20 protein-coding genes are annotated in these 17245 nt (G+C 71.1%); 13 read left to right on the top strand and 7 right to left on the bottom strand.

What is annotated here, in order from left to right; translation table 11 throughout:
* Positions 1-27: 27 nt before the first annotated feature.
* Positions 28-1251 carry a DUF2993 domain-containing protein gene (locus tag ACFWBT_RS10530; protein WP_385698010.1) on the top strand — a complete coding sequence of 408 codons (1224 nt, stop codon included), beginning with the start codon at positions 28-30 and terminating at the stop codon, positions 1249-1251.
* Positions 1252-1427: 176 nt separating this feature from the next.
* Here ACFWBT_RS10530 and ACFWBT_RS10525 read toward each other — a convergent pair whose 3' ends face one another.
* The 6 genes from ACFWBT_RS10525 to ACFWBT_RS10500 form a co-directional block, all read right to left on the bottom strand.
* Positions 1428-2888, bottom strand: a complete 1461-nt coding sequence (locus ACFWBT_RS10525; protein WP_385698008.1) for an ATP-binding protein — start codon at positions 2886-2888, stop codon at positions 1428-1430.
* Positions 2888-3619, bottom strand: coding sequence for a response regulator transcription factor (locus ACFWBT_RS10520; protein WP_037622391.1), 732 nt, complete (start codon positions 3617-3619; stop codon positions 2888-2890). Before ACFWBT_RS10520 ends, ACFWBT_RS10525 begins: the two co-directional genes overlap by 1 nt.
* A gap of 78 nt (positions 3620-3697) precedes the next feature.
* Positions 3698-3883, bottom strand: coding sequence for a hypothetical protein (locus tag ACFWBT_RS10515; protein WP_385698006.1), 186 nt, complete (start codon positions 3881-3883; stop codon positions 3698-3700).
* 14 nt (positions 3884-3897) lie between these two features.
* Complete coding sequence (locus tag ACFWBT_RS10510; protein WP_385698005.1) at positions 3898-5100, bottom strand: S1C family serine protease; 1203 nt, start codon at positions 5098-5100, stop codon at positions 3898-3900.
* Between the two features lie 416 nt (positions 5101-5516).
* Positions 5517-6539, bottom strand: coding sequence for a LacI family DNA-binding transcriptional regulator (locus ACFWBT_RS10505; RefSeq protein ID WP_356756828.1), 1023 nt, complete (start codon positions 6537-6539; stop codon positions 5517-5519).
* 23 nt (positions 6540-6562) lie between these two features.
* On the bottom strand, positions 6563-7381 hold the full coding sequence (locus ACFWBT_RS10500) for a response regulator transcription factor (RefSeq protein ID WP_385698003.1): 819 nt from the start codon (positions 7379-7381) through the stop codon (positions 6563-6565).
* Between the two features lie 253 nt (positions 7382-7634).
* Here ACFWBT_RS10500 and ACFWBT_RS10495 point away from each other — a divergent pair, with 253 nt between their 5' ends.
* The 9 genes from ACFWBT_RS10495 (at position 7635) to ACFWBT_RS10455 (ending at position 13676) form a co-directional block, all read left to right on the top strand.
* Complete coding sequence (locus ACFWBT_RS10495; RefSeq protein ID WP_385698001.1) at positions 7635-8516, top strand: alpha/beta hydrolase family protein; 882 nt, start codon at positions 7635-7637, stop codon at positions 8514-8516.
* Positions 8517-8583: 67 nt separating this feature from the next.
* Entirely contained in the window at positions 8584-8838 is a 255-nt protein-coding gene (locus tag ACFWBT_RS10490) for a MoaD/ThiS family protein (protein WP_081218128.1), read from the top strand.
* Positions 8839-8846: 8 nt separating this feature from the next.
* Entirely contained in the window at positions 8847-10103 is a 1257-nt protein-coding gene (locus ACFWBT_RS10485) for a hypothetical protein (RefSeq protein ID WP_385698000.1), read from the top strand.
* Positions 10104-10273: 170 nt separating this feature from the next.
* Complete coding sequence (locus tag ACFWBT_RS10480; protein ID WP_385697998.1) at positions 10274-11017, top strand: DUF2993 domain-containing protein; 744 nt, start codon at positions 10274-10276, stop codon at positions 11015-11017.
* Between the two features lie 343 nt (positions 11018-11360).
* Complete coding sequence (locus tag ACFWBT_RS10475; RefSeq protein WP_350310325.1) at positions 11361-11441, top strand: putative leader peptide; 81 nt, start codon at positions 11361-11363, stop codon at positions 11439-11441.
* Between the two features lie 147 nt (positions 11442-11588).
* A complete protein-coding gene (locus tag ACFWBT_RS10470) occupies positions 11589-12434 on the top strand; it encodes a sulfurtransferase (protein ID WP_385697996.1) in 846 nt (281 codons plus the stop codon).
* A 30-nt stretch (positions 12435-12464) separates the two neighbouring features.
* On the top strand, positions 12465-12752 hold the full coding sequence (locus tag ACFWBT_RS10465; RefSeq protein ID WP_054232391.1) for a DUF1416 domain-containing protein: 288 nt from the start codon (positions 12465-12467) through the stop codon (positions 12750-12752).
* A gap of 180 nt (positions 12753-12932) precedes the next feature.
* Positions 12933-13196, top strand: a complete 264-nt coding sequence (locus ACFWBT_RS10460; protein ID WP_385697993.1) for a DUF3099 domain-containing protein — start codon at positions 12933-12935, stop codon at positions 13194-13196.
* Positions 13197-13280: 84 nt separating this feature from the next.
* On the top strand, positions 13281-13676 hold the full coding sequence (locus tag ACFWBT_RS10455; RefSeq protein WP_385697991.1) for a VOC family protein: 396 nt from the start codon (positions 13281-13283) through the stop codon (positions 13674-13676).
* An 87-nt stretch (positions 13677-13763) separates the two neighbouring features.
* Here the strand turns inward: ACFWBT_RS10455 and ACFWBT_RS10450 are convergent, their stop codons facing one another.
* Entirely contained in the window at positions 13764-14126 is a 363-nt protein-coding gene (locus tag ACFWBT_RS10450) for a DsrE family protein (RefSeq protein WP_385697989.1), read from the bottom strand.
* A gap of 315 nt (positions 14127-14441) precedes the next feature.
* On the opposite strand from ACFWBT_RS10450, the gene ACFWBT_RS10445 reads away from it, so the two are divergent.
* From ACFWBT_RS10445 to ACFWBT_RS10435, 3 genes are read left to right on the top strand one after another with little or no spacing between them, the layout of a single operon-like run.
* Positions 14442-15176 (top strand): hypothetical protein, encoded by a 735-nt coding sequence (locus ACFWBT_RS10445; protein WP_385697987.1) that lies wholly within the window; start codon positions 14442-14444, stop codon positions 15174-15176.
* Positions 15173-16084: a hypothetical protein gene (locus tag ACFWBT_RS10440; protein ID WP_385697986.1), complete on the top strand. Its 912-nt coding sequence runs from the start codon at positions 15173-15175 to the stop codon at positions 16082-16084. Before ACFWBT_RS10445 ends, ACFWBT_RS10440 begins: the two co-directional genes overlap by 4 nt.
* Positions 16081-17064, top strand: coding sequence for a hypothetical protein (locus ACFWBT_RS10435; protein ID WP_385697984.1), 984 nt, complete (start codon positions 16081-16083; stop codon positions 17062-17064). The genes ACFWBT_RS10440 and ACFWBT_RS10435 overlap by 4 nt, the downstream gene beginning before the upstream one ends.
* Positions 17065-17245 lie beyond the last annotated feature (181 nt).

The following is a 17245-nucleotide window of genomic DNA, read 5'->3' as shown; positions in this document are numbered from 1 at the left end:
GGGCGGTGCGCATGGTCGGATGAGACGATGCGTACCCCCCACCGCATAACAACGCATCCCTGTCCGAACCCGTACGAAGAACTGGGCGCCCTCGATGACGGAGGGCCGTTGGAGGATTTCTTCCACGAGGACCGGCCGCCGGACGAGCCGTCGCGAGAGCCGACGGAGGAACCGGACGACGGCTGGTCCCCGCCCAACCACCGTCGTGGCGGCAGGCGCCGCCGCAAACGCCTCGCCGGCCTTCCGTTCGCGGTGAAGGCGACCGCGTTCGCCCTGTCCCTCGCCGCGTTCCTCGCTCTCGCCGACCGCTGGGCGCTGCTGTACGCCGAACACCGGGCGGCGGACCGGGTCAAGGACCAGCTGCGTCTGACCGCCGCGCCCGAGGTCGAGATAGGGGGCTTCCCCTTCCTCACCCAGCTCGCCCGCGGCCGGCTGGACTCCGTGAAGGTGACCGTGCCCGACGTGGCCGCCGACCGGGTCTCCCTGGCGAAGGTGTCGGCCACGGCGACGGACGTACGACTCGACGGCGACGGCCCGACCAGCGTGCGCGGCGCCCGTATCCCCCGGCTGCACGGTGAGGTGCTGCTCTCCTTCGACGACCTGAACCGTGAACTGGGCGCGTCGCAGGTGACGTTCACCGGACACGGCCGCGACCGGGTGCGGGCGCGCGGCACCCTGCCCGTCGCCGGACACGATCTGTCGCTCAGGGCCGACGCGCGCATCCGGCGTGACGGCGCCCGCGGCATCTCCACCCGCATCGGCGGAATGCGCCTGGACATCGGCGACTTGGCGACCTACCGCCCCGGCGTGCGCGCCTCGGAGGGCCTCCACCTCACCCGGGCCACGGCCGCCCGGCTCGGCGAGGAGACCGCGAAGGCGCGGGCCCTCCTCTCCGTCCCGTCGATCGTCCGCAGGCTCGGCGTGCCCGACGCGGCGGTGCGCGAGGCGCTGCGCGACGACACGAAGCTCGCGTCGCTGACGGGAGCGCCCGCCTTCGTCCACCGGGCGATGCGGCTGAACCTTCTCGACGCGGCGGTGGCCCACCCGGAGCTCCTTCGGCGGCTGGGCTTCGACCCGACCCTGCTCAAGGACCTGACCCGTCTCACCCGCCCCGTTCTCGCCGACCGGCTCTCGCTGGGATTCCGGCTGCCGCGTCCGGCGGACGGGGCGGTTCGGCTGCGGGACGTACGGGTGGAGCGGGACGGGATACGGGTCGAGGTGTCGGGCGCGGACCTGCGGCTCGGGCACTGAACGGGAGCTCATGAAGTCCATCACCCCGGCAATCGCCTCGGTACCGGCCTCGACCCTGACCTGACACGTGAGACGAGCGGGCCCCTGAGATGAACGGGCCCCTGAGACGAACGAGCCCCTGAGACGAACGAGCCCCGACCCGGAGTCGGGTGGGGGCTCGTTCGTGGGAGCGGCCGCTACGGCGACGGCATCCCGGGCGGAGCCGTCGGAGCTCCCGGAAGCCGTACGACCGCGATCGTGCCGCCGCCGTCCGCGGGGCGCAGCGACACCTCGCCGCCGGACTGCTGGACGGTGCGGGCCACGATGGACAGGCCGAGGCCCGAGCCGGGGAGGGCCCGCGCGTCGGGGGAACGCCAGAAGCGGTCGAAGACGTGCGGGAGTTCGTCGGTGGGGATGCCGGGGCCGTGGTCGCGCACGGTCAGCTCGCCGTCCTTCAGCCGGACGTCGACCGTGCCGCCGCCGGGGCTGAACTTCACCGCGTTGTCGAGGATGTTCACGATCGCCCGCTCCAGCGCGGAGGGCTCCGCCCGGACGTACCAGGGCTCCAGATCGGCAGTGATCGTCAGTTCCGGTCCGCGCAGCCGGGCCCTGCGCAGGGCCGCCTCCACGGTGTCCTGGAGCGCCACGATCTCCACACGGTCGGCCGGGTGTCCCGCGTCCGAACGCGACAACGTCTGAAGGTCGCCGATCAGCGCCGCCAGCTCGGTCATCTGCGCGGTCACCGAGGCGAGCAGCGCCTTGCGGTCCGCCGGGGGGATCGGGCGGCCGATCTCCTCGCTGCGGGTGAGGAGCTCGATGTTCGTACGGAGCGAGGTGAGCGGCGTCCGCAGTTCGTGCCCGGCGTCGGCGATGAGCTGTTGCTGCACCTCGCGGGAGGTGGCGAGGGACGCGGTCATCGAGTTGAAGGAACGGGAGAGCCGGGCGATCTCGTCGTCGCTCTCCTCGTCCACGGGGATGCGGATGGTGAGGTCCTCGGTCCGGGCGACGTGCTCGACGGCGTCGGTGAGCTTGTCGACCGGGCGAAGCCCGGCGCGGGCTACGGCGAGGCCCGCCGCTCCGGCGCCGATGACTCCGATGCCGCCGACGAAGAGAAGAAGGAGCGCCAGTTCATTGAGGGTGGACTGAGTGCCCTTGAGAGGGAAGGCGATGAGGAGGGCATGGTCCTCGGCCAAGGACGGGCCGCCGGTACTGCCGGGGACGTTGTCCAGGACGAGAGGCATGGTCATCACCCGTACGGCGTTGCCCTTGCTGTCGGTCCCGTTCCGGAACGTCGCCTCTCCGAGCTTCGGGTTCTTGGCCAGGTCCTTGTCGCTGCCGGTGACCTTCACCAGGCCCGCGGAAGCGCTGAAGGCGCAGGCGCTGCCGTCTGCCTTGACCACCTGTGTGTAGTACTCGGTGTGTCCGCGGAAGCCGCCGCTGCCTGTCGGCTCCTCACCGCAGCTGTCCAGGGCGCTCTGGACCGCCACGTAGGGGACCGGAGACCTCTGCGACTTGAGATCGTTGTTGATCTCGTCGTACAGCTTGCCCTGGACGATGAACCAGCACGTCACCGAAACCGCCGCCACCGCGAACGCCACCGCCGCTGCCACCAGCAGGGCGAGCCGGGATCGCAGGGGCAGTGATCTGAACCTGCGCATCACTCCGCGCCACCGGACCGCAACACGTACCCCACACCCCGCACCGTGTGGACCAGGCGCGGCTCGCCGCCCGCCTCCGTCTTGCGGCGCAGGTACATGACGTACACGTCGAGCGAGTTCGACGACGGCTCGAAGTCGAAGCCCCAGACGGCCTTCAGGATCTGCTCGCGGGTGAGGACCTGGCGCGGGTGGGCCAGGAACATCTCCAGCAGCGTGAACTCGGTGCGGGTGAGCTCCACCGGGCGCCCCGCACGGGTGACCTCGCGCGTCGACAGGTCCATGCGCAGGTCGCCGAAGGTCAGCGCGTCGTCCTCGACGACGGCGCCCGCCGACGCCGCGTACGAGCTGCGCCGCAGCAACGCCCGGATGCGGGCGAAGAGTTCGTCGAGCTCGAAGGGCTTGACGAGATAGTCGTCCGCCCCGGCGTCCAGCCCCGTGACCCGGTCACCGACCGTGTCACGGGCCGTCAGCATGAGGATGGGCGTGGTCGTGCCCGCGCCGCGCATCCGGCGGGCCGCCGTGAGACCGTCCATGCGGGGCATCTGGATGTCGAGGACGACCAGGTCGGGCTGGTAGGCCGTCGCCTTCTCCAGGGCGTCCGCGCCGTCGACCGCGACCTCGGTGTCGTACCCCTCGAAGGCGAGGCTGCGCTTGAGTGCGTCGCGCACGGCCGGCTCGTCGTCGACGATCAGGATGCGCTGGGTGTCACGGTCGCCTTCGGCGGAGCTCATGGGTGTGGGTTCCTCGAGTGGGATGGGTCGTGATCGGGTGCTTTCAGCCTCGCACGTTGCTGGCTGTCCCGGAATGGATCAGCTTCGTACGGTACGGCGGTGGGCGGAGGCCCGGTGCGCGGCGGGCCGGGAGACGGCGGGGACCAGTTCCGGGGCCCGCCGCGCGGGCGCGTGCAGCTCGCGGGCGACCGTGAGGGCGAGGCGGAGTCCGGCCGGGTCGCCGTCGCTGTCCGAGGCGGTGTGCGCGACGTGCTGGATCATCATGGCGACCTCCGGGGTCAGCTGTCGGAACCGCCGGCCCGCAGCGCGGCCAGGTCGGACTTGACGGTGTTGATCGGGATGGCGAAGCCGAGGCCGACGCTGCCCGCGCTCGACGAGGACGACGAGGAGTCCGAAGCGGCCGAGTACATCGCGGAGTTGATGCCGACGATGTTGCCGTTCATGTCGATCAGGGCGCCGCCGGAGTTGCCCGGGTTGAGCGAGGCGTCGGTCTGCAGGGCCTTGTACGTCGTCGTGGAGGAGCCGGTGTCGCCGTTGAACTCCCGGCCGCCGAACTCGAACGGCCACTGGCCGCTGCCGCCATCCTGCTGTTGCTGCCGGCCCTGGCTCTCGTCGGTGGAGACGGTCACGTCACGGTCGAGCGCGGAGACGATGCCGCTGGTGACGGTGCCGGTCAGGCCCTCGGGGGAGCCGATCGCGACGACCTGGTCACCGACCTGGACGCCGTCGGAGTCGCCGAGCGTCGCGGTCTTCAAACCGGACGGCGCGCTCTCCAGCTTGATCAGCGCGAGGTCCTTCTTGCTGTCGGTGCCGACGACCTTCGCCGTGTACGACTTTCCGTTGTTCAGCTGCACCTTGATCTCGGAGGCGCCCGAGATGACGTGGTTGTTGGTGATGATCTCGCCGCCGGTCGTGATGATCACGCCCGAACCGGTGGACGAGCCCGCGTTCGAGGTCGCGCTGATCTCGACGATGCTCGGGCTGACCGCCTTCGCGACGCCGGAGACCGTGCCCTTCTGGCTGGTCGGCACCACGCTGGTGCTGGTGCTGCTGGAGGCGACGGTGTCGTTGCCGGTCAGCTCCTGGAAGCCGTACGCGGTGCCGCCGCCGATCGCCGCCGCGACGATCGCGACGGCGGCGAGCAGGGCGAACGGGCCCTTGGTGCGCCGCTTGGCGGGGGCGGGGGGCTCCTGCCCGCCGGGGACCGAGGCGAACACCGCGGTGGAGCCGGCGGCGTCGGGCTCGGGGTAACCGGCGTACGGGCCGGCGCCGTGGCCGCCGTTCCCGCCGCCGGCGTGACCGGAGCTCGGCCACACGGTGGTGCCCGGCTCGACGTGGACCGGCGTGACCGGGTCGTACGCCGGCGGGGGAGGCCACTCGGGGTTCACGGGGGTGGAGGGGTGCGACTGCTGCTGGGGGTACGCGGACCCGTGGTCGTCGCCCTGGGGGTACTCGCCGCTGCGGCGGAAGCTCTCGGTCATGAAAAAAGACTGTCCCCCGATCATGAGAGCTCCCTGAGTGGTCCCTGAGAAGCCCGACAGAACCTCGTATGCCCGATATAAAGGCGCTTCCTGTGAGCTCCCGGTGGTGCCCACGGCCCGCTCCGGTGGTGCCCACGCGCCGCTTCCCCGTGGTGCCCACGCCCCGCTCCCGGCGTGCTCGCGGCCCCTCACTGCGGGTTCCGGACGGGCTCGGCGAACAGGGGGTTGCGGCCGGGTGATGTCACGGAAGGCCGGGGGCGAGCACTTGCCCGGCGAGACGACGAGCTCCTCCGCGCCGTGGATGGTCCAGCTCTCCGCCGGAGATCCCCGCGTCCCGTCAGGGGCGCGGGGATCTCCGCTTGCGTATGCGTGGGGGGTGCTGCGTCGGTGCGTGTGGCCTCGTCGGCCCGCGGGGTCTACGCGCAGCCGCAGGACTGGCGTACCACCAGCCGCGAGGGGAACAGCTTCAGCCGCTCACGCCGGGAGCCGGCCACCCGCAGCCCGTCGTCCAGGACGAGGTCCACGGCCGCGCGGGCCATCGCGGAGCGGTCCGATGCGATCGTTGTCAGAGGGGGGTCCGTGAGGGCCGCTTCCTTGACGTCGTCGAACCCGGCGACGGCCAGCTGCCCCGGCACGTCGATGCGCAGCTCGCGCGCGGCGCGCAGGACACCGATCGCCTGGTCGTCCGTGGAGCAGAAGATGGCCGGCGGCCGGTGCGGCCCGGCGAGCAGTTCCAGGCCGACCTTGTAGGCGTCGTACCGGTTGTACGGGGCCTCGAAGAGGCGTCCCTCGGTCGGCTTGCCGGCCTCCTGCATGGCGCGCCGCCAGCCCTCGACGTGGTCGGAGACGGGGTCGCCGACGGCGGGCGTCTCGGCCGTACCGCCGAGACAGGCCACGTACGCGTACCCGTGCTCCAGAAGGTGCCGGGTGGCGAGCTGGGCGCCCCCTATGTCGTCGGTGACGACGGCGACGTCGTCGATCGCCTCGGGGCGCTCGTGGAGGAGCACCACGCGGGCGTCCCACGCGTCGATCTCGGCGGCCGCGTGGTCGTTCAGCGCGTGGCTGACGAGGATCAGTCCGGAGACCCGCATGCCGAGGAAGGCGCGCAGATAGTGGACCTCGCGCTCGGCGATGTAGTCGGAGTTGCCGACCAGGACCATTTTCCCGCGCTCGGCGGCGGCCTGTTCGACGGCGTGCGCCATCTCCCCGAAGAAGGGCTGGCGCGCGTCCGGCACGATCAGTCCTATGAGCTCCGTCTTCCGCGAGGCCATGGCCTGGGCGACCCGGTCGGGCCGGTACCCCAGCTCCTTGATCGCGGCGAGAACGCGCTCGCGCGTGGCCGGGGCGACCGGCCGGGGTCCGTTGTTGATGACATAGCTGACGACGGCGGTGGACGTACCCGCCAGTCGCGCTACATCATCCCTAGTCACCTTGGCCACGCGCGGAGTCTACGCGGATGGACCTACCTCTGGGCAGGGCGTACGGAGGCTTCCTGCGGCTCCGCCGGGGCCTGTGCCGGGGCGGAGGCGTCCAGGTGCGCCGTCTCGTCCACATCATCCGGCTTTGGCTGGGCCGCCTTGGCCTTCGCCTCGTCCGCGGCGCGGTCCACTTTCTCGGGGGTAACGAATCGATAACCGACGTTCCGGACGGTCCCGATCAGCGACTCGTGCTCGGGCCCGAGCTTCGCGCGCAGCCGTCGTACGTGGACGTCGACCGTCCGCGTACCGCCGAAGTAGTCGTAGCCCCAGACCTCCTGCAGCAGCTGGGCGCGGGTGAAGACGCGGCCCGGGTGCTGCGCGAGGTACTTCAGGAGCTCGAACTCCTTGAAGGTCAGGTCGAGGACCCGGCCCTTGAGCTTGGCGCTGTACGTCGCCTCGTCCACGGAGAGGTCGCCGTTGCGGATCTCCATCGGGGAGTCGTCGTTGACGATCTGCTGGCGGCCCATCGCGAGCCGCAGGCGCGCCTCGACCTCGGCCGGACCGGCGGTGTCGAGAAGTACGTCGTCGATGCCCCAGTCGGCGGTGACGGCCGCGAGGCCGCCCTCCGTCACGACGAGGATGAGCGGACAGCCGGGGCCCGTGGAACGCAGCAGCTGGCACAGGCTGCGGACCTGCGGGAGATCACGTCGTCCGTCGATCAGGATGACGTCGGCACCGGGGGTGTCGACGAGAGCTGGGCCTTCCGCCGGAGCCACGCGCACGTTGTGCAGCAGCAGGCCGAGAGCGGGAAGCACCTCCGTCGACGGCTGAAGGGCATTGGTCAGGAGCAAGAGAGAACTCATCGCGCCTCACCCACTTGGGTCGTACTGCCTACGTGCACGGTTCGCTCGCCCATAACGTCTGGTTCCTCCTCGGTCCCTGCGAGGACGTTTGCGGCACTGCTCTGTACGTGCGGTTCCCGCGCCCCTGGGATCCGCTGCACGTCCGGAACCCCGTACACCTGCGGTTTCCCGCTTCGTATACAACGCTTCCGAAAGCACAAAAGGACCCGGGGGCTACTCTGCCCGAGTCCTCATGCCCAGCAGAATAGCCCACATGAGCTCAGGTCCGGCAGGTCAAGTGACGCGATCTTTCAATAGTCCACGCCTTGAGACAGCGTCGCGCGTCCCTTCGCGGAGGTTTCTGCGCACGGTCGACGGGGTGACGATCGATGCCGCCTACGACCCCGGAACGGGGCCGTCAGGTGACCTCGCGTTCATCGTCGCGCACGGATTCACCGGCGATCTGGACCGCCCGCACGTGCGCCGCGCGGCCGGCGTCCTGGGCCGCCGTGCGGCGGTGGTCACCTTTTCCTTCCGTGGTCACGGCGGATCGGGCGGCCGTTCCACGGTCGGCGACCGCGAGATCCACGATCTGGCGGCGGCGGTCGCCTGGGCGCGTGAACTCGGGCACACCCGGATCGTGACGGTCGGCTTCTCGATGGGCGGCTCGGTGGTGCTGCGGCACGCGGCGCTGTACGGGGGGAAGGGCCCGGAGCCCGGTCGTGAGCCGGTGCCCGGCCGGGAGCACGAGGGGCGCACGGAGGCGCGAACGGACGCGGTGGTTTCGGTCAGCGCACCGGCCCGCTGGTACTACCGGGGCACGGCCCCTATGCGGCGGGTGCACTGGCTGGTAACCCGCCCGGAGGGCCGGGTCGTGGGCCGTCTCGGCCTCGGAATCCGTATCCACCACCGCGACTGGGACCCGGTGCCGGAGTCCCCGGTCGAGTGCGTTCCGCACATCGCGCCGACCCCGCTCCTCATCGTCCACGGCGACCGGGACGGCTACTTCCCCGTGGACCACCCGCGGATGCTGGCCGAGGCCTCCGGCGGCCACGCCGACCTGTGGCTGGAGCACGGCATGGGGCACGCCGAGAACGCTGCCGCGGACGACCTGCTCGCCCGTATCGGTGACTGGGCTCTCGCACACGCGGGCTAGCCTGACGGGGTTCACGCGGACACGCGCGCGGACGACACAGACACCGGATCGCTGATTGAGGGACGAGATGGCAAAGGGCACGGTGCGTTACTGGGCCGCCGCCAAGGCCGCGGCAGGCGTCGCCGAGGAGCCGTACGAGGCGGGCACGCTCGCCGAGGCACTCGACGCTGCCCGCGAACGACACCCCGGCGAACTCGTCCGCGTCCTGCGGCGATGCTCGTTCCTCATCGACGGTGATCCCGTGGGTACCCGAGGGCATGAGACGGTACGGCTGGCCGAGGGCGGCACGGTCGAGGTGCTCCCGCCGTTCGCAGGAGGGTGAGCGAGACGATGAGCAACCAGCCGTACGAGGGTCAGTACGAGGGGTACGACCCGTATCAGCCGCCGCAGCAACAGCAGCCGCAGTCCCGGCAGCAGCCGCCGCAGCAACAGCAGCCGCAGTCCCGGCAGCAGCCGCCGCAGCAACAGCAGCCGCAGTCCCGGCAGCAACAGCCCCAGCAGCAGCCCGAGTGGCAGCAGCACACCCAGCAGTGGGAGGGGCAGACCTGGGAGACGCAGGCGCAGACTCCGGTCTCCGCGGCGGACACCGCGTATTTCCCCCCGCAGGGCTACCAGCCCTACGGCGAGCCCCAGGGGTACGGCGGCGCCGCGGCAGACCCCCTGCCGCCCGCGGCCCCGGCGCAGCCCTGGACCCCGGAGCACGCGCAGGCCGCCCACGAGGCACCCGGCACCGCCGGTGCCGACCCCTCCCGCCCCGGCGGGACGCTCCGCGAGAGCCCGAGCGAGGCCGGCGGTGGGTACGGTCCCGCGACCGTCACGGGCAACGCCCGGATCACCGACGCCCAGCGCGCCCGCGCCGAGGGACGGTCGCCGATCATCGAGCCCGGGATGCAGCCGGCCGCGCTGACGGCGGTGCTCGCGCTGCTGCTCTCCGGGGCGGCGGCGATCGGGGAGTACGCGCTCGTCGTCCCGCTCGTCCTGCTCCAGGCCGTCACCGCGGCGGGATGGTTCCGGCTGAACGGGATGTGGCCCGCCCGGCAGGGCATCGCGCTGGCGTTCGCCGGTGCGCTGACCGCGGACGTCGCGCTGCTCGTCGCGGGCCGGGAGAACGCGCCGGCCGCGATCCTCGGCACCCTCGGTGTGTGGGTGCTGCTGACCCTCGTGCTGCAACTGCGCAGCCACGCCGACCCGGACACCCGGATGTACGGCCTGATGGCGACCGTCGTCTCCGCGGCGCTGTCGATCATCGCGACCGGGCATCTGGCGGCCGAGCCGGACGCCGTGACGGTGGGCGCCGCCGCGGTCGCCGCGGCGATCCTGGCCCGCGCGCTGCCGCTGCCCACGGTCGCCTCCGTGGTCGTCGCGCTGCTGGCCGCCGCGGGCGCCGGCATCGCGGTCGGCGGGATGACGGACCTGGGCACGCAGGGCGCCTTCCTGGGCCTCGGCGCGGGTGCCTGTGCGCTGATCGGGCACCGGGTGGCGAGCTACGACTACCCGTCCCGGTTCGTCCACTTCACCGCGGGTGTGGCGCTGCCGCTGGCCGCCGCCGCTCCGGCGGTGTACCTGCTGGGCCGCGCGCTGGGCTGATCGGCCGTTGCGGCCGTCCGGATCCGGTCATCAGGCCGCGCCGAATCGTCACAGCTGATCGACAAGCACTCCGAAGGGCCCCCGTCGCGGGGGCCCTTCGGGGTTAGGCTCACGCTCGGCGGCCACTCGGCTGTCCGGACGGGGCCGTCAAAGGTGGGGGAACACCGAGCATGCGCGCACTGCGAATAACCCTGATTCTCTTCGTCATCCTCGGCGGTCTGTTCGTGCTCGCCGACCGGGTGGCGGTCGGGTTCGCGGAGGACGAGGCGGCGGACCGGATCAGGAGCACCGAGGGCCTCGCGAACACCCCCGACGTGTCCATCGGGGGCTTCCCCTTCCTCACCCAGGTCGTCGGCGGCGAGCTCGACGACGTGACGATCGGCATCAAGAACTACGAGGCGTCGACGGGCGGCACGGACTCCGCCGGCGGCACGATCCGCATCGACGACCTCAACGCCGAGATGCACGGCGTCGCCTTCAGCGGCGACTACAGCTCCGCCACCGCCAACAGCGCCACGGGCACCGCGTCGATCACGTACGCCGAGCTGCTCAAGGCCGCGAAGTCCGAGCCCGTGGACGTCGGGTTCGGCATCAAGACCCAGGTCACCGGCCTCTCCTACGGCGGTGACGGCAAGGTCAAGGTCGCCGTCGCGGTGACGATCCCCGGCGCCAAGTCGTCCCGGACGCTCTCGGTGCTCAGCTCCGTCGCGGTCTCCGGCGACACGGTGAAGGTGCACGCCGACTCCCTGCCCAAGCTGGGCGTCCAGCTCGCCGAGGGCAAGATCCGCTCGATCACCGACTTCCAGCAGAAGATCGATGAACTGCCCGGCGGCATCAAGCTCGACAAGGTCGAGGCGGCCTCGGGCGGCGTCGAGATCTCGGTGAAGGGTTCGGACGTCCGGCTGGTCGGGTAGAAGGCCCTACCGGACCGGCCGGGCGGCAGGCTCCACCGGGCCGGCCCCGGTCGTCGGGCCTGCCGGACTTCCCTGGCAGCCGGCCCTGCCGGGGCCGATCCGGCAGCCGGCCCGGCCCCACCGGGCGGCTCCGGTGGAAGCCTCCTCGGAGGGCGGCTGTCCGAAAGGCGAGACGGTGCCGTCCGTACCGCAGATGCGCTGTTGATGTGGCGACCGATACGGGCCCCCGGAACCCGTGCGGGCCGGGCCCCGACGGCGTACTCGTACCACTATGCGGACGATCGCGTCTCAATATACGACACACCGGTGACATGCCCGCCTGTCCGTCCCTACGATCGGACCCATGAAGCGACAGGCGGATCTCACGAAGCGGCGGGCAGTAGACCTGTGCCGCGTCGCCGCCATGCTCTGTCGCACCTTCTGAGCGGAAGCTTCCCGTCTTCCGCGAGCCGGGCCCTTGGACCTCTCTCGTCAGGGCCACGATTGCGCCGCGCAGCCCTCACCGGCCCGCATGACCGCGCACCCTCTCCATCGCACCACCCCGCCGCAACTGCCCCGGAGGAGAACGAGCATGAGCCGCAGCGACGTCCTGGTAGACGCCGAGTGGGTCCAGGATCACCTGGACGACCCGAACGTGGCCGTCGTCGAGGTCGACGAGGACACGTCGGCGTACGAGAAGAACCACATCAAGAACGCCATCCGGATCGACTGGACCAAGGACCTCCAGGACCCGGTCCGCCGTGACTTCATCGACCAGGAGGGCTTCGAGAAGCTCCTCTCGTCGAAGGGCATCAGCAACGACACGCTGGTCGTCCTCTACGGCGGCAACAACAACTGGTTCGCGTCCTACGCCTACTGGTACTTCAAGCTCTACGGCCACGAGAACGTGAAGCTGCTCGACGGCGGCCGCAAGAAGTGGGAGCTCGACTCCCGCGACCTGGTCGACGGCTCGCAGATCCCCGAGCGCGCCGCCACCGCCTACAAGGCCAAGGCCCAGAACACCTCGATCCGCGCCTTCCGTGACGACGTCGTCGCCGCGATCGGTTCGCAGAACCTGGTCGACGTCCGTTCGCCCGACGAGTTCAGCGGCAAGCTGCTCGCCCCGGCGCACCTGCCGCAGGAGCAGTCGCAGCGTCCGGGCCACGTCCCGAGCGCCCGCAACATCCCGTGGTCGAAGAACGCCAACGACGACGGCACCTTCAAGTCGGACGACGAGCTCAAGGAGCTCTACGCCGCCGAGCAGGTCGACCTCGCCAAGGACACGATCGCGTACTGCCGCATCGGTGAGCGTTCCGCGCTCACCTGGTTCGTGCTGCACGAGCTCCTCGGTGTGCAGAACGTCAAGAACTACGACGGCTCCTGGACCGAGTACGGCTCCCTCGTCGGCGTGCCGATCGAGCTCGGCGCCAACAAGTAACCCTCAAGGCCTGAAGGACGGAATCGAAATATGTGTGGAGCGAAGGCCGGCGGCCCCGACGCCTCGACGATCAAGCCCGGTGAGACCACGATCCAGGGTCAGGTGACCCGTGACGGCGAGCCGGTGACGGGCTACGTCCGTCTGCTGGACTCGACCGGCGAGTTCACCGCGGAGGTCCCCACCTCCGCGACGGGCCAGTTCCGCTTCTACGCGGCAGAGGGCACGTGGACCGTGCGGGCCCTGGTCCCGGGTGGCACCGCCGACCGCACGGTCGTCGCCCAGACGGGCGGCCTCGCCGAGGTCGCGATCGCCGTCTGAACGGCAGACCGCCGTCCGTGACGGCAGTCGACTGAACGGCCGAAGGGCCGCACCCCCGGGGGTTGGACGCTTACCGGATCGGGGTGCGGCCCTTCGGCTCGTCCTGGCCTCGCCCGCCCGCGCTCCTCAGGGGTCCGCCGACGCTGCGCCGGACGGGTTGTCCGGGCCTACGCTGGTGGTATGTACGCGCGCAGGCGTCACCTGTACTTCGCCATGATGGGGACGTGCATCGGGCTGTTCGTCCTCGCCTGGAGCGTCGTACGGCTGTGGTCGGTTCCCGTGGCCGTCGGAATGTGCGTGGTGGCCATGGTGATCCCGCCGGTGGCCGCGATGATGGCCAACCGGCGGGGACCCGAGGACAGATGGTGGGACGACCCGTCCGGCGACGCCAAGTCCGACGAGTGGTGGGACGAGCTGGACGGCAAGAAACGGCGGCAGCAGTGAGCCAGCGACAGCAGTGAACCGTCGGCGGCAGTGATCCGGCGGCAGCGGTGAAACGGCGGCAGCGGTAGGAGCGGAAAAGCGTCTATGTCGCGTACGAGGTTGTCCACGGTGGTGCTCGACGCGCCAGACGCCCATGAACTGGCCGACTTCTACCGGCGGCTGCTCGGCTACGAGGTGCGCGCCGAGGAGCCCGACTGGGTGCTCATCGGCCCGCCGTTCGCCGGGATCGCGCTCGCCTTCGAGACCGAGCCGCACTACACACCGCCGGTCTGGCCCGCGGGCCCCGGCGACCAGCGGATGATGCTCCACCTCGACATCGAGGTCGACGATCTGGCCGAGGAGACCGCTCACGCCGTCGGCCAGGGCGCCCGGCTCGCCGACCACCAGCCCCAGGAGGACGTACGGGTGCTCTTCGACCCGGCGGGCCACCCCTTCTGCCTCTGGGTGGACACGCGCGGGCGGCGGGGACGAGGCCAGTAGAGGCGCGGACGCCGCGAGCAGGGGCGCGGAGCCGTGAGCGGAGGCGAGCCGTGAGCAGGGGCGGGCCGTGAGCAGCGGCGGGCGCCGTCAGTAGACGAGCGCCTGCGTCCCGTCCGCCATCGCCTCCTGCACGAACACCTGCGCACCCGCGATCCGTACGCCCTCCAGGACGTCCTTCTCCGTGATGTCGCGCCGGGCCGCGCACTGGGTGCACAGGGTGATGCGTCCGGCCGCCAGGATCGAGTCGATCAGATCGGGCAGCGGCGCCGCGTGCGGCAGCTCGAACTCCGCGGCGCGGCCCGGCAGCGCGAACCACGCGGACTCGCCGGTCAGCCAGAGGGAGACCTCGATGCCACTGGCCACGGCCACCGCCGCGACGGTGAACGCCTGTGAGCAGCGCTCCGGGGCATCGGCCCCCGCCGTCACCTTGATCACGAGCTTGTTCGCCATGGCCGCCATGGTATTCCGATTCGTGATCATCGCCAGGGCAACCCCATGCGCGGGCCATGGGTCTCCTGTGCGCGCGGATACGGAGTCCGTGCTTCACGTTCGTGGGGGGACGTCTTGGTAGTACCCGAAGGACCCGAAACACCGGAAAGACGGAGCGTGCCCGAGGGTGCGCCGATTGTCGACCCCGGTACGACACCTCGTGAGCCGGCGCGGCCCGCGTCGGCCGAGGAATCTTCCGCCCCGGCGCCTGCCCCGGCGCCTGCCCCGGCGCCGGGCACGGCGCCGGGCACGGCATCCGCGGAGACCGTGCCGCCCGTGAAGCCGGAGGAAGCGTCCGCACCGCGGCCACGCCGGCGCGGCCGTACCGCCCTGCTCGTAGCCACCGCCGCGGTGCTCGGTCTCGTCGCCGGCACCTGCACCGGATTCCTCGTCCAGGCCGACCGCGAGCCCACCAAGCTTCCCCCGCTGTCGCAGCCGGTGGTGGCCCAGGCCAAGGGCGCGGGCCCCGAGCCGCTGTCCGCCGCCCAGGACCACCGGGTGAAGACGAACGGCGACCTGCGCAAGCTGCTGCTCCCGCGGCCGAAGGGTGCCCGGGAGGCCGACTGGATCGGCCACGACGGCTGGATGGACATCGGCGAGTACTCGGAGACGTTCAAGAAGCCCGCCGGCGCCTACAGCGAGCTGGTCGGCGACGAGTTCCGTCGCGCGGCCGTCGCGGCCTGGAGCGTGGGTCACACGTACACCGTCGAGGTCCGCCTCGTGCAGTACCGCCAGGAGGAGGGTCTCGCCGCCGCCGACTCGGCCGGGGACGGCCACTACTGGGCGAACGAGGAGGAGAGGACGCGCAGTTGGACCGTCCCCGGCACCGGGGACGGTATGGCGTACGTCCACGACAAGCCCGCCACGAAGCCCGGCTACCTGCCGGTCTACGAGGCCGAGGCGCACGCCTGGCGCGGTGACATCGACATGGAGATCTGGGTCTACGACACCAAGCCGATTTCCAAGGCCAGGATCATGGACCTCGCCAAGCGGCAGATGGAGCGGCTGTGAACGAGCAATCCGAGAACCCACGGGACGACGTCGAGTCCGCCCCGGCGCCGATCACCCCGGACCCGGCTCCCGCCGAGGCGTCCGCCCCGGACCCGGCTCTCCCCGAGTCGGGGGCCTCCGAAGAGATCACCTCCGGACCCACTCCCCGTAAGAAGCCCATTCGTCGTGGCCGTATCGCCGCCGTGGCCGGTGCCGTGCTGCTGGTCGGGGCCGTCGTCGCGGGCAGTGCCTACACCGTGGTGACCGTCCAGGACGCCGACCGTGACGCGGGCGCGCCCGTCTGGAAGCTTCCCAGGGGTGAGAAGCACGAGGTCAAGGAGTCGAAGGGCGCCTCGTCGCTGGCCGCCGTGCTCGTGCCGTACGACGACAGCTGGAGCCGTGGTCCGGACATCGCCGAGTTCGGTTCCGACGCCGCGCTCAGCGGGGGCGAGGCCACCGCTTTGCGCAAGGAGTCGATCCGCGACCTGCCCCGTTCCCAGCGGCGGCAGATCGAGAAGCAGATCGACAAGCAGCACACCAAGGGCATGGCGATGCGCAGCTACCTGAGCACGTCGAACGCGAGCGACTCCACGCTCTACGCCGACACTGCCTTCACGGTGAGCATCGAGCTGGTCCAGATGGAGGACAAAGCGGCGATCCGGAACAGGTCCGAGTTCCAAAACGAGTTCCTGAACGCTTTCAAGATCTTCCGTGCCGGTCCGAAGATCGAAGGCCACAAGAACGCCAAGTGCTTCCTTCCGCCCAAGGACAAGAAGGAGAAGCTCGACATGATGATCTGCTCGGGCTACCAGGGCGACGTGCTGGTCAGCGCGACCGCCTACGCGGCCAAGCCGTTGAACGCCAAGGGGGTCGCGCAACTCTTCCGCGAGCAGCTCGACCGCATCGAGGAGCCGGGGGAGGCGGTATGACCGAGCAGACGACACCGGTCGAGGAGACGGCATCGGTGCCGGCCCAGGACCCGACGCCGGTCCAGGAGACGGCGCCTGTCCAGGAGACGGCACCGGCCGAGCGCGTCGAGCCGCCGGCCGAGCCGCGGAGCGCCGGGGTGGAGGCCGTGCTGCCGCCGATGCCCGAGGTGTCGCCGTCGGCCGTAGGGCCGCAGGCCGCCCCGGCCAAGGTCGGGAAGAACCGCCGGGTCCTGCGCGCGGTGCTGCGCTGGACCGCCGCCACCGTGGTCTTCGCGGCGGTCGGCTCGTCCGTCGCGTACGGCATCACCCGTATGGAGCGGACCGACGTACCCGGCCTCGCGACGCGGGACGACGGGCGCTGGGACTACCCGACGATCACGAAGCCGCCGCTGCCGTCCGGCAGTCCGGGCCCGTACGCCGAGTCCAACAAGGCCGGCGTCCACTCCGCCGACCTGCGCAAGCTCCTGCTTCCGGCTCCGGAGGGTGCCGAACCCGACGCCGCGCTGCGGGGCGAGGACGGCTGGCTGCCCCGGAAGACCTTCCTGGCGCAGTTCGCCGCGAAGTCGGACCGGGACACCGTGGGCCATTGCCTGACCGACAACGCCGTGCGGCACATCGCCGCGCGCGGCTGGACCACCGCCGACGGCACGCACACCCGGATCTACCTGCTCCAGTTCAACACCGCCGCCGTCGCGGAGGACCTGCTCGCCAGCAAGCTGGTGAGCTACGAATCCGTGCAGTACGCGGTGAGCGGCGCCGTCGCGACCGAGCGGGACGAGGAGTTCCCGGAGCGGGCCCAGGTCGACGACATCACCCGGCACGCGTACACGGAGAGCAAGCCGTACGGCGCCGAACAGGTCCGCGAGGCCTACCTGTCGGCCGGCGACACCATCGCGCTGGTCGTGCAGTCCCGCAAGGGTCTCGCGAAGGCGCTCCCCTTCCAGCAGACGGTGGTCCTGCAGAGCCAGCTCCTCGGCTGAGGCCGGACGCCCCGACAGGGTGTACCTGAAAGAGAGTGCCGGGCCCCAGCCGCGTAAGCTGGGGCCCGGCTTTGTGTACCTCCCCAGTCTCGGCTGCGCCCGGGCGGGGACCCCGTTCCGCTCACCGAGGAGCACCCCGTGGAGATCTTCTTCGAAACCCTGCTGGTCCTGGTCTGCGTCG

Source organism: Streptomyces sp. NPDC060027 (assembly GCF_042737005.1).
Taxonomy (GTDB): Bacteria; Actinomycetota; Actinomycetes; order Streptomycetales; family Streptomycetaceae; genus Streptomyces.
Note: the sequence above shows the minus strand (reverse complement) of the source record. Positions and strands in the feature narration are given on the sequence as shown.

Coding starts and splice junctions, on each gene's coding strand:
- ACFWBT_RS10475 (WP_350310325.1), top strand. CDS start 11,361: ATGAAGCGACAGGCGGATCTCACGAAGCGGCGGGCAGTAGACCTGTGC.
- ACFWBT_RS10515 (WP_385698006.1), bottom strand. CDS start 3,883: ATGATGATCCAGCACGTCGCGCACACCGCCTCGGACAGCGACGGCGAC.
- ACFWBT_RS10470 (WP_385697996.1), top strand. CDS start 11,589: ATGAGCCGCAGCGACGTCCTGGTAGACGCCGAGTGGGTCCAGGATCAC.
- ACFWBT_RS10435 (WP_385697984.1), top strand. CDS start 16,081: ATGACCGAGCAGACGACACCGGTCGAGGAGACGGCATCGGTGCCGGCC.
- ACFWBT_RS10485 (WP_385698000.1), top strand. CDS start 8,847: ATGAGCAACCAGCCGTACGAGGGTCAGTACGAGGGGTACGACCCGTAT.
- ACFWBT_RS10520 (WP_037622391.1), bottom strand. CDS start 3,619: ATGAGCTCCGCCGAAGGCGACCGTGACACCCAGCGCATCCTGATCGTC.
- ACFWBT_RS10530 (WP_385698010.1), top strand. CDS start 28: ATGCGTACCCCCCACCGCATAACAACGCATCCCTGTCCGAACCCGTAC.
- ACFWBT_RS10455 (WP_385697991.1), top strand. CDS start 13,281: ATGTCGCGTACGAGGTTGTCCACGGTGGTGCTCGACGCGCCAGACGCC.
- ACFWBT_RS10460 (WP_385697993.1), top strand. CDS start 12,933: ATGTACGCGCGCAGGCGTCACCTGTACTTCGCCATGATGGGGACGTGC.
- ACFWBT_RS10525 (WP_385698008.1), bottom strand. CDS start 2,888: ATGCGCAGGTTCAGATCACTGCCCCTGCGATCCCGGCTCGCCCTGCTG.
- ACFWBT_RS10480 (WP_385697998.1), top strand. CDS start 10,274: ATGCGCGCACTGCGAATAACCCTGATTCTCTTCGTCATCCTCGGCGGT.
- ACFWBT_RS10450 (WP_385697989.1), bottom strand. CDS start 14,126: ATGGCGAACAAGCTCGTGATCAAGGTGACGGCGGGGGCCGATGCCCCG.
- ACFWBT_RS10490 (WP_081218128.1), top strand. CDS start 8,584: ATGGCAAAGGGCACGGTGCGTTACTGGGCCGCCGCCAAGGCCGCGGCA.
- ACFWBT_RS10510 (WP_385698005.1), bottom strand. CDS start 5,100: ATGACCGAGAGCTTCCGCCGCAGCGGCGAGTACCCCCAGGGCGACGAC.
- ACFWBT_RS10495 (WP_385698001.1), top strand. CDS start 7,635: ATGAGCTCAGGTCCGGCAGGTCAAGTGACGCGATCTTTCAATAGTCCA.
- ACFWBT_RS10465 (WP_054232391.1), top strand. CDS start 12,465: ATGTGTGGAGCGAAGGCCGGCGGCCCCGACGCCTCGACGATCAAGCCC.
- ACFWBT_RS10500 (WP_385698003.1), bottom strand. CDS start 7,381: ATGAGTTCTCTCTTGCTCCTGACCAATGCCCTTCAGCCGTCGACGGAG.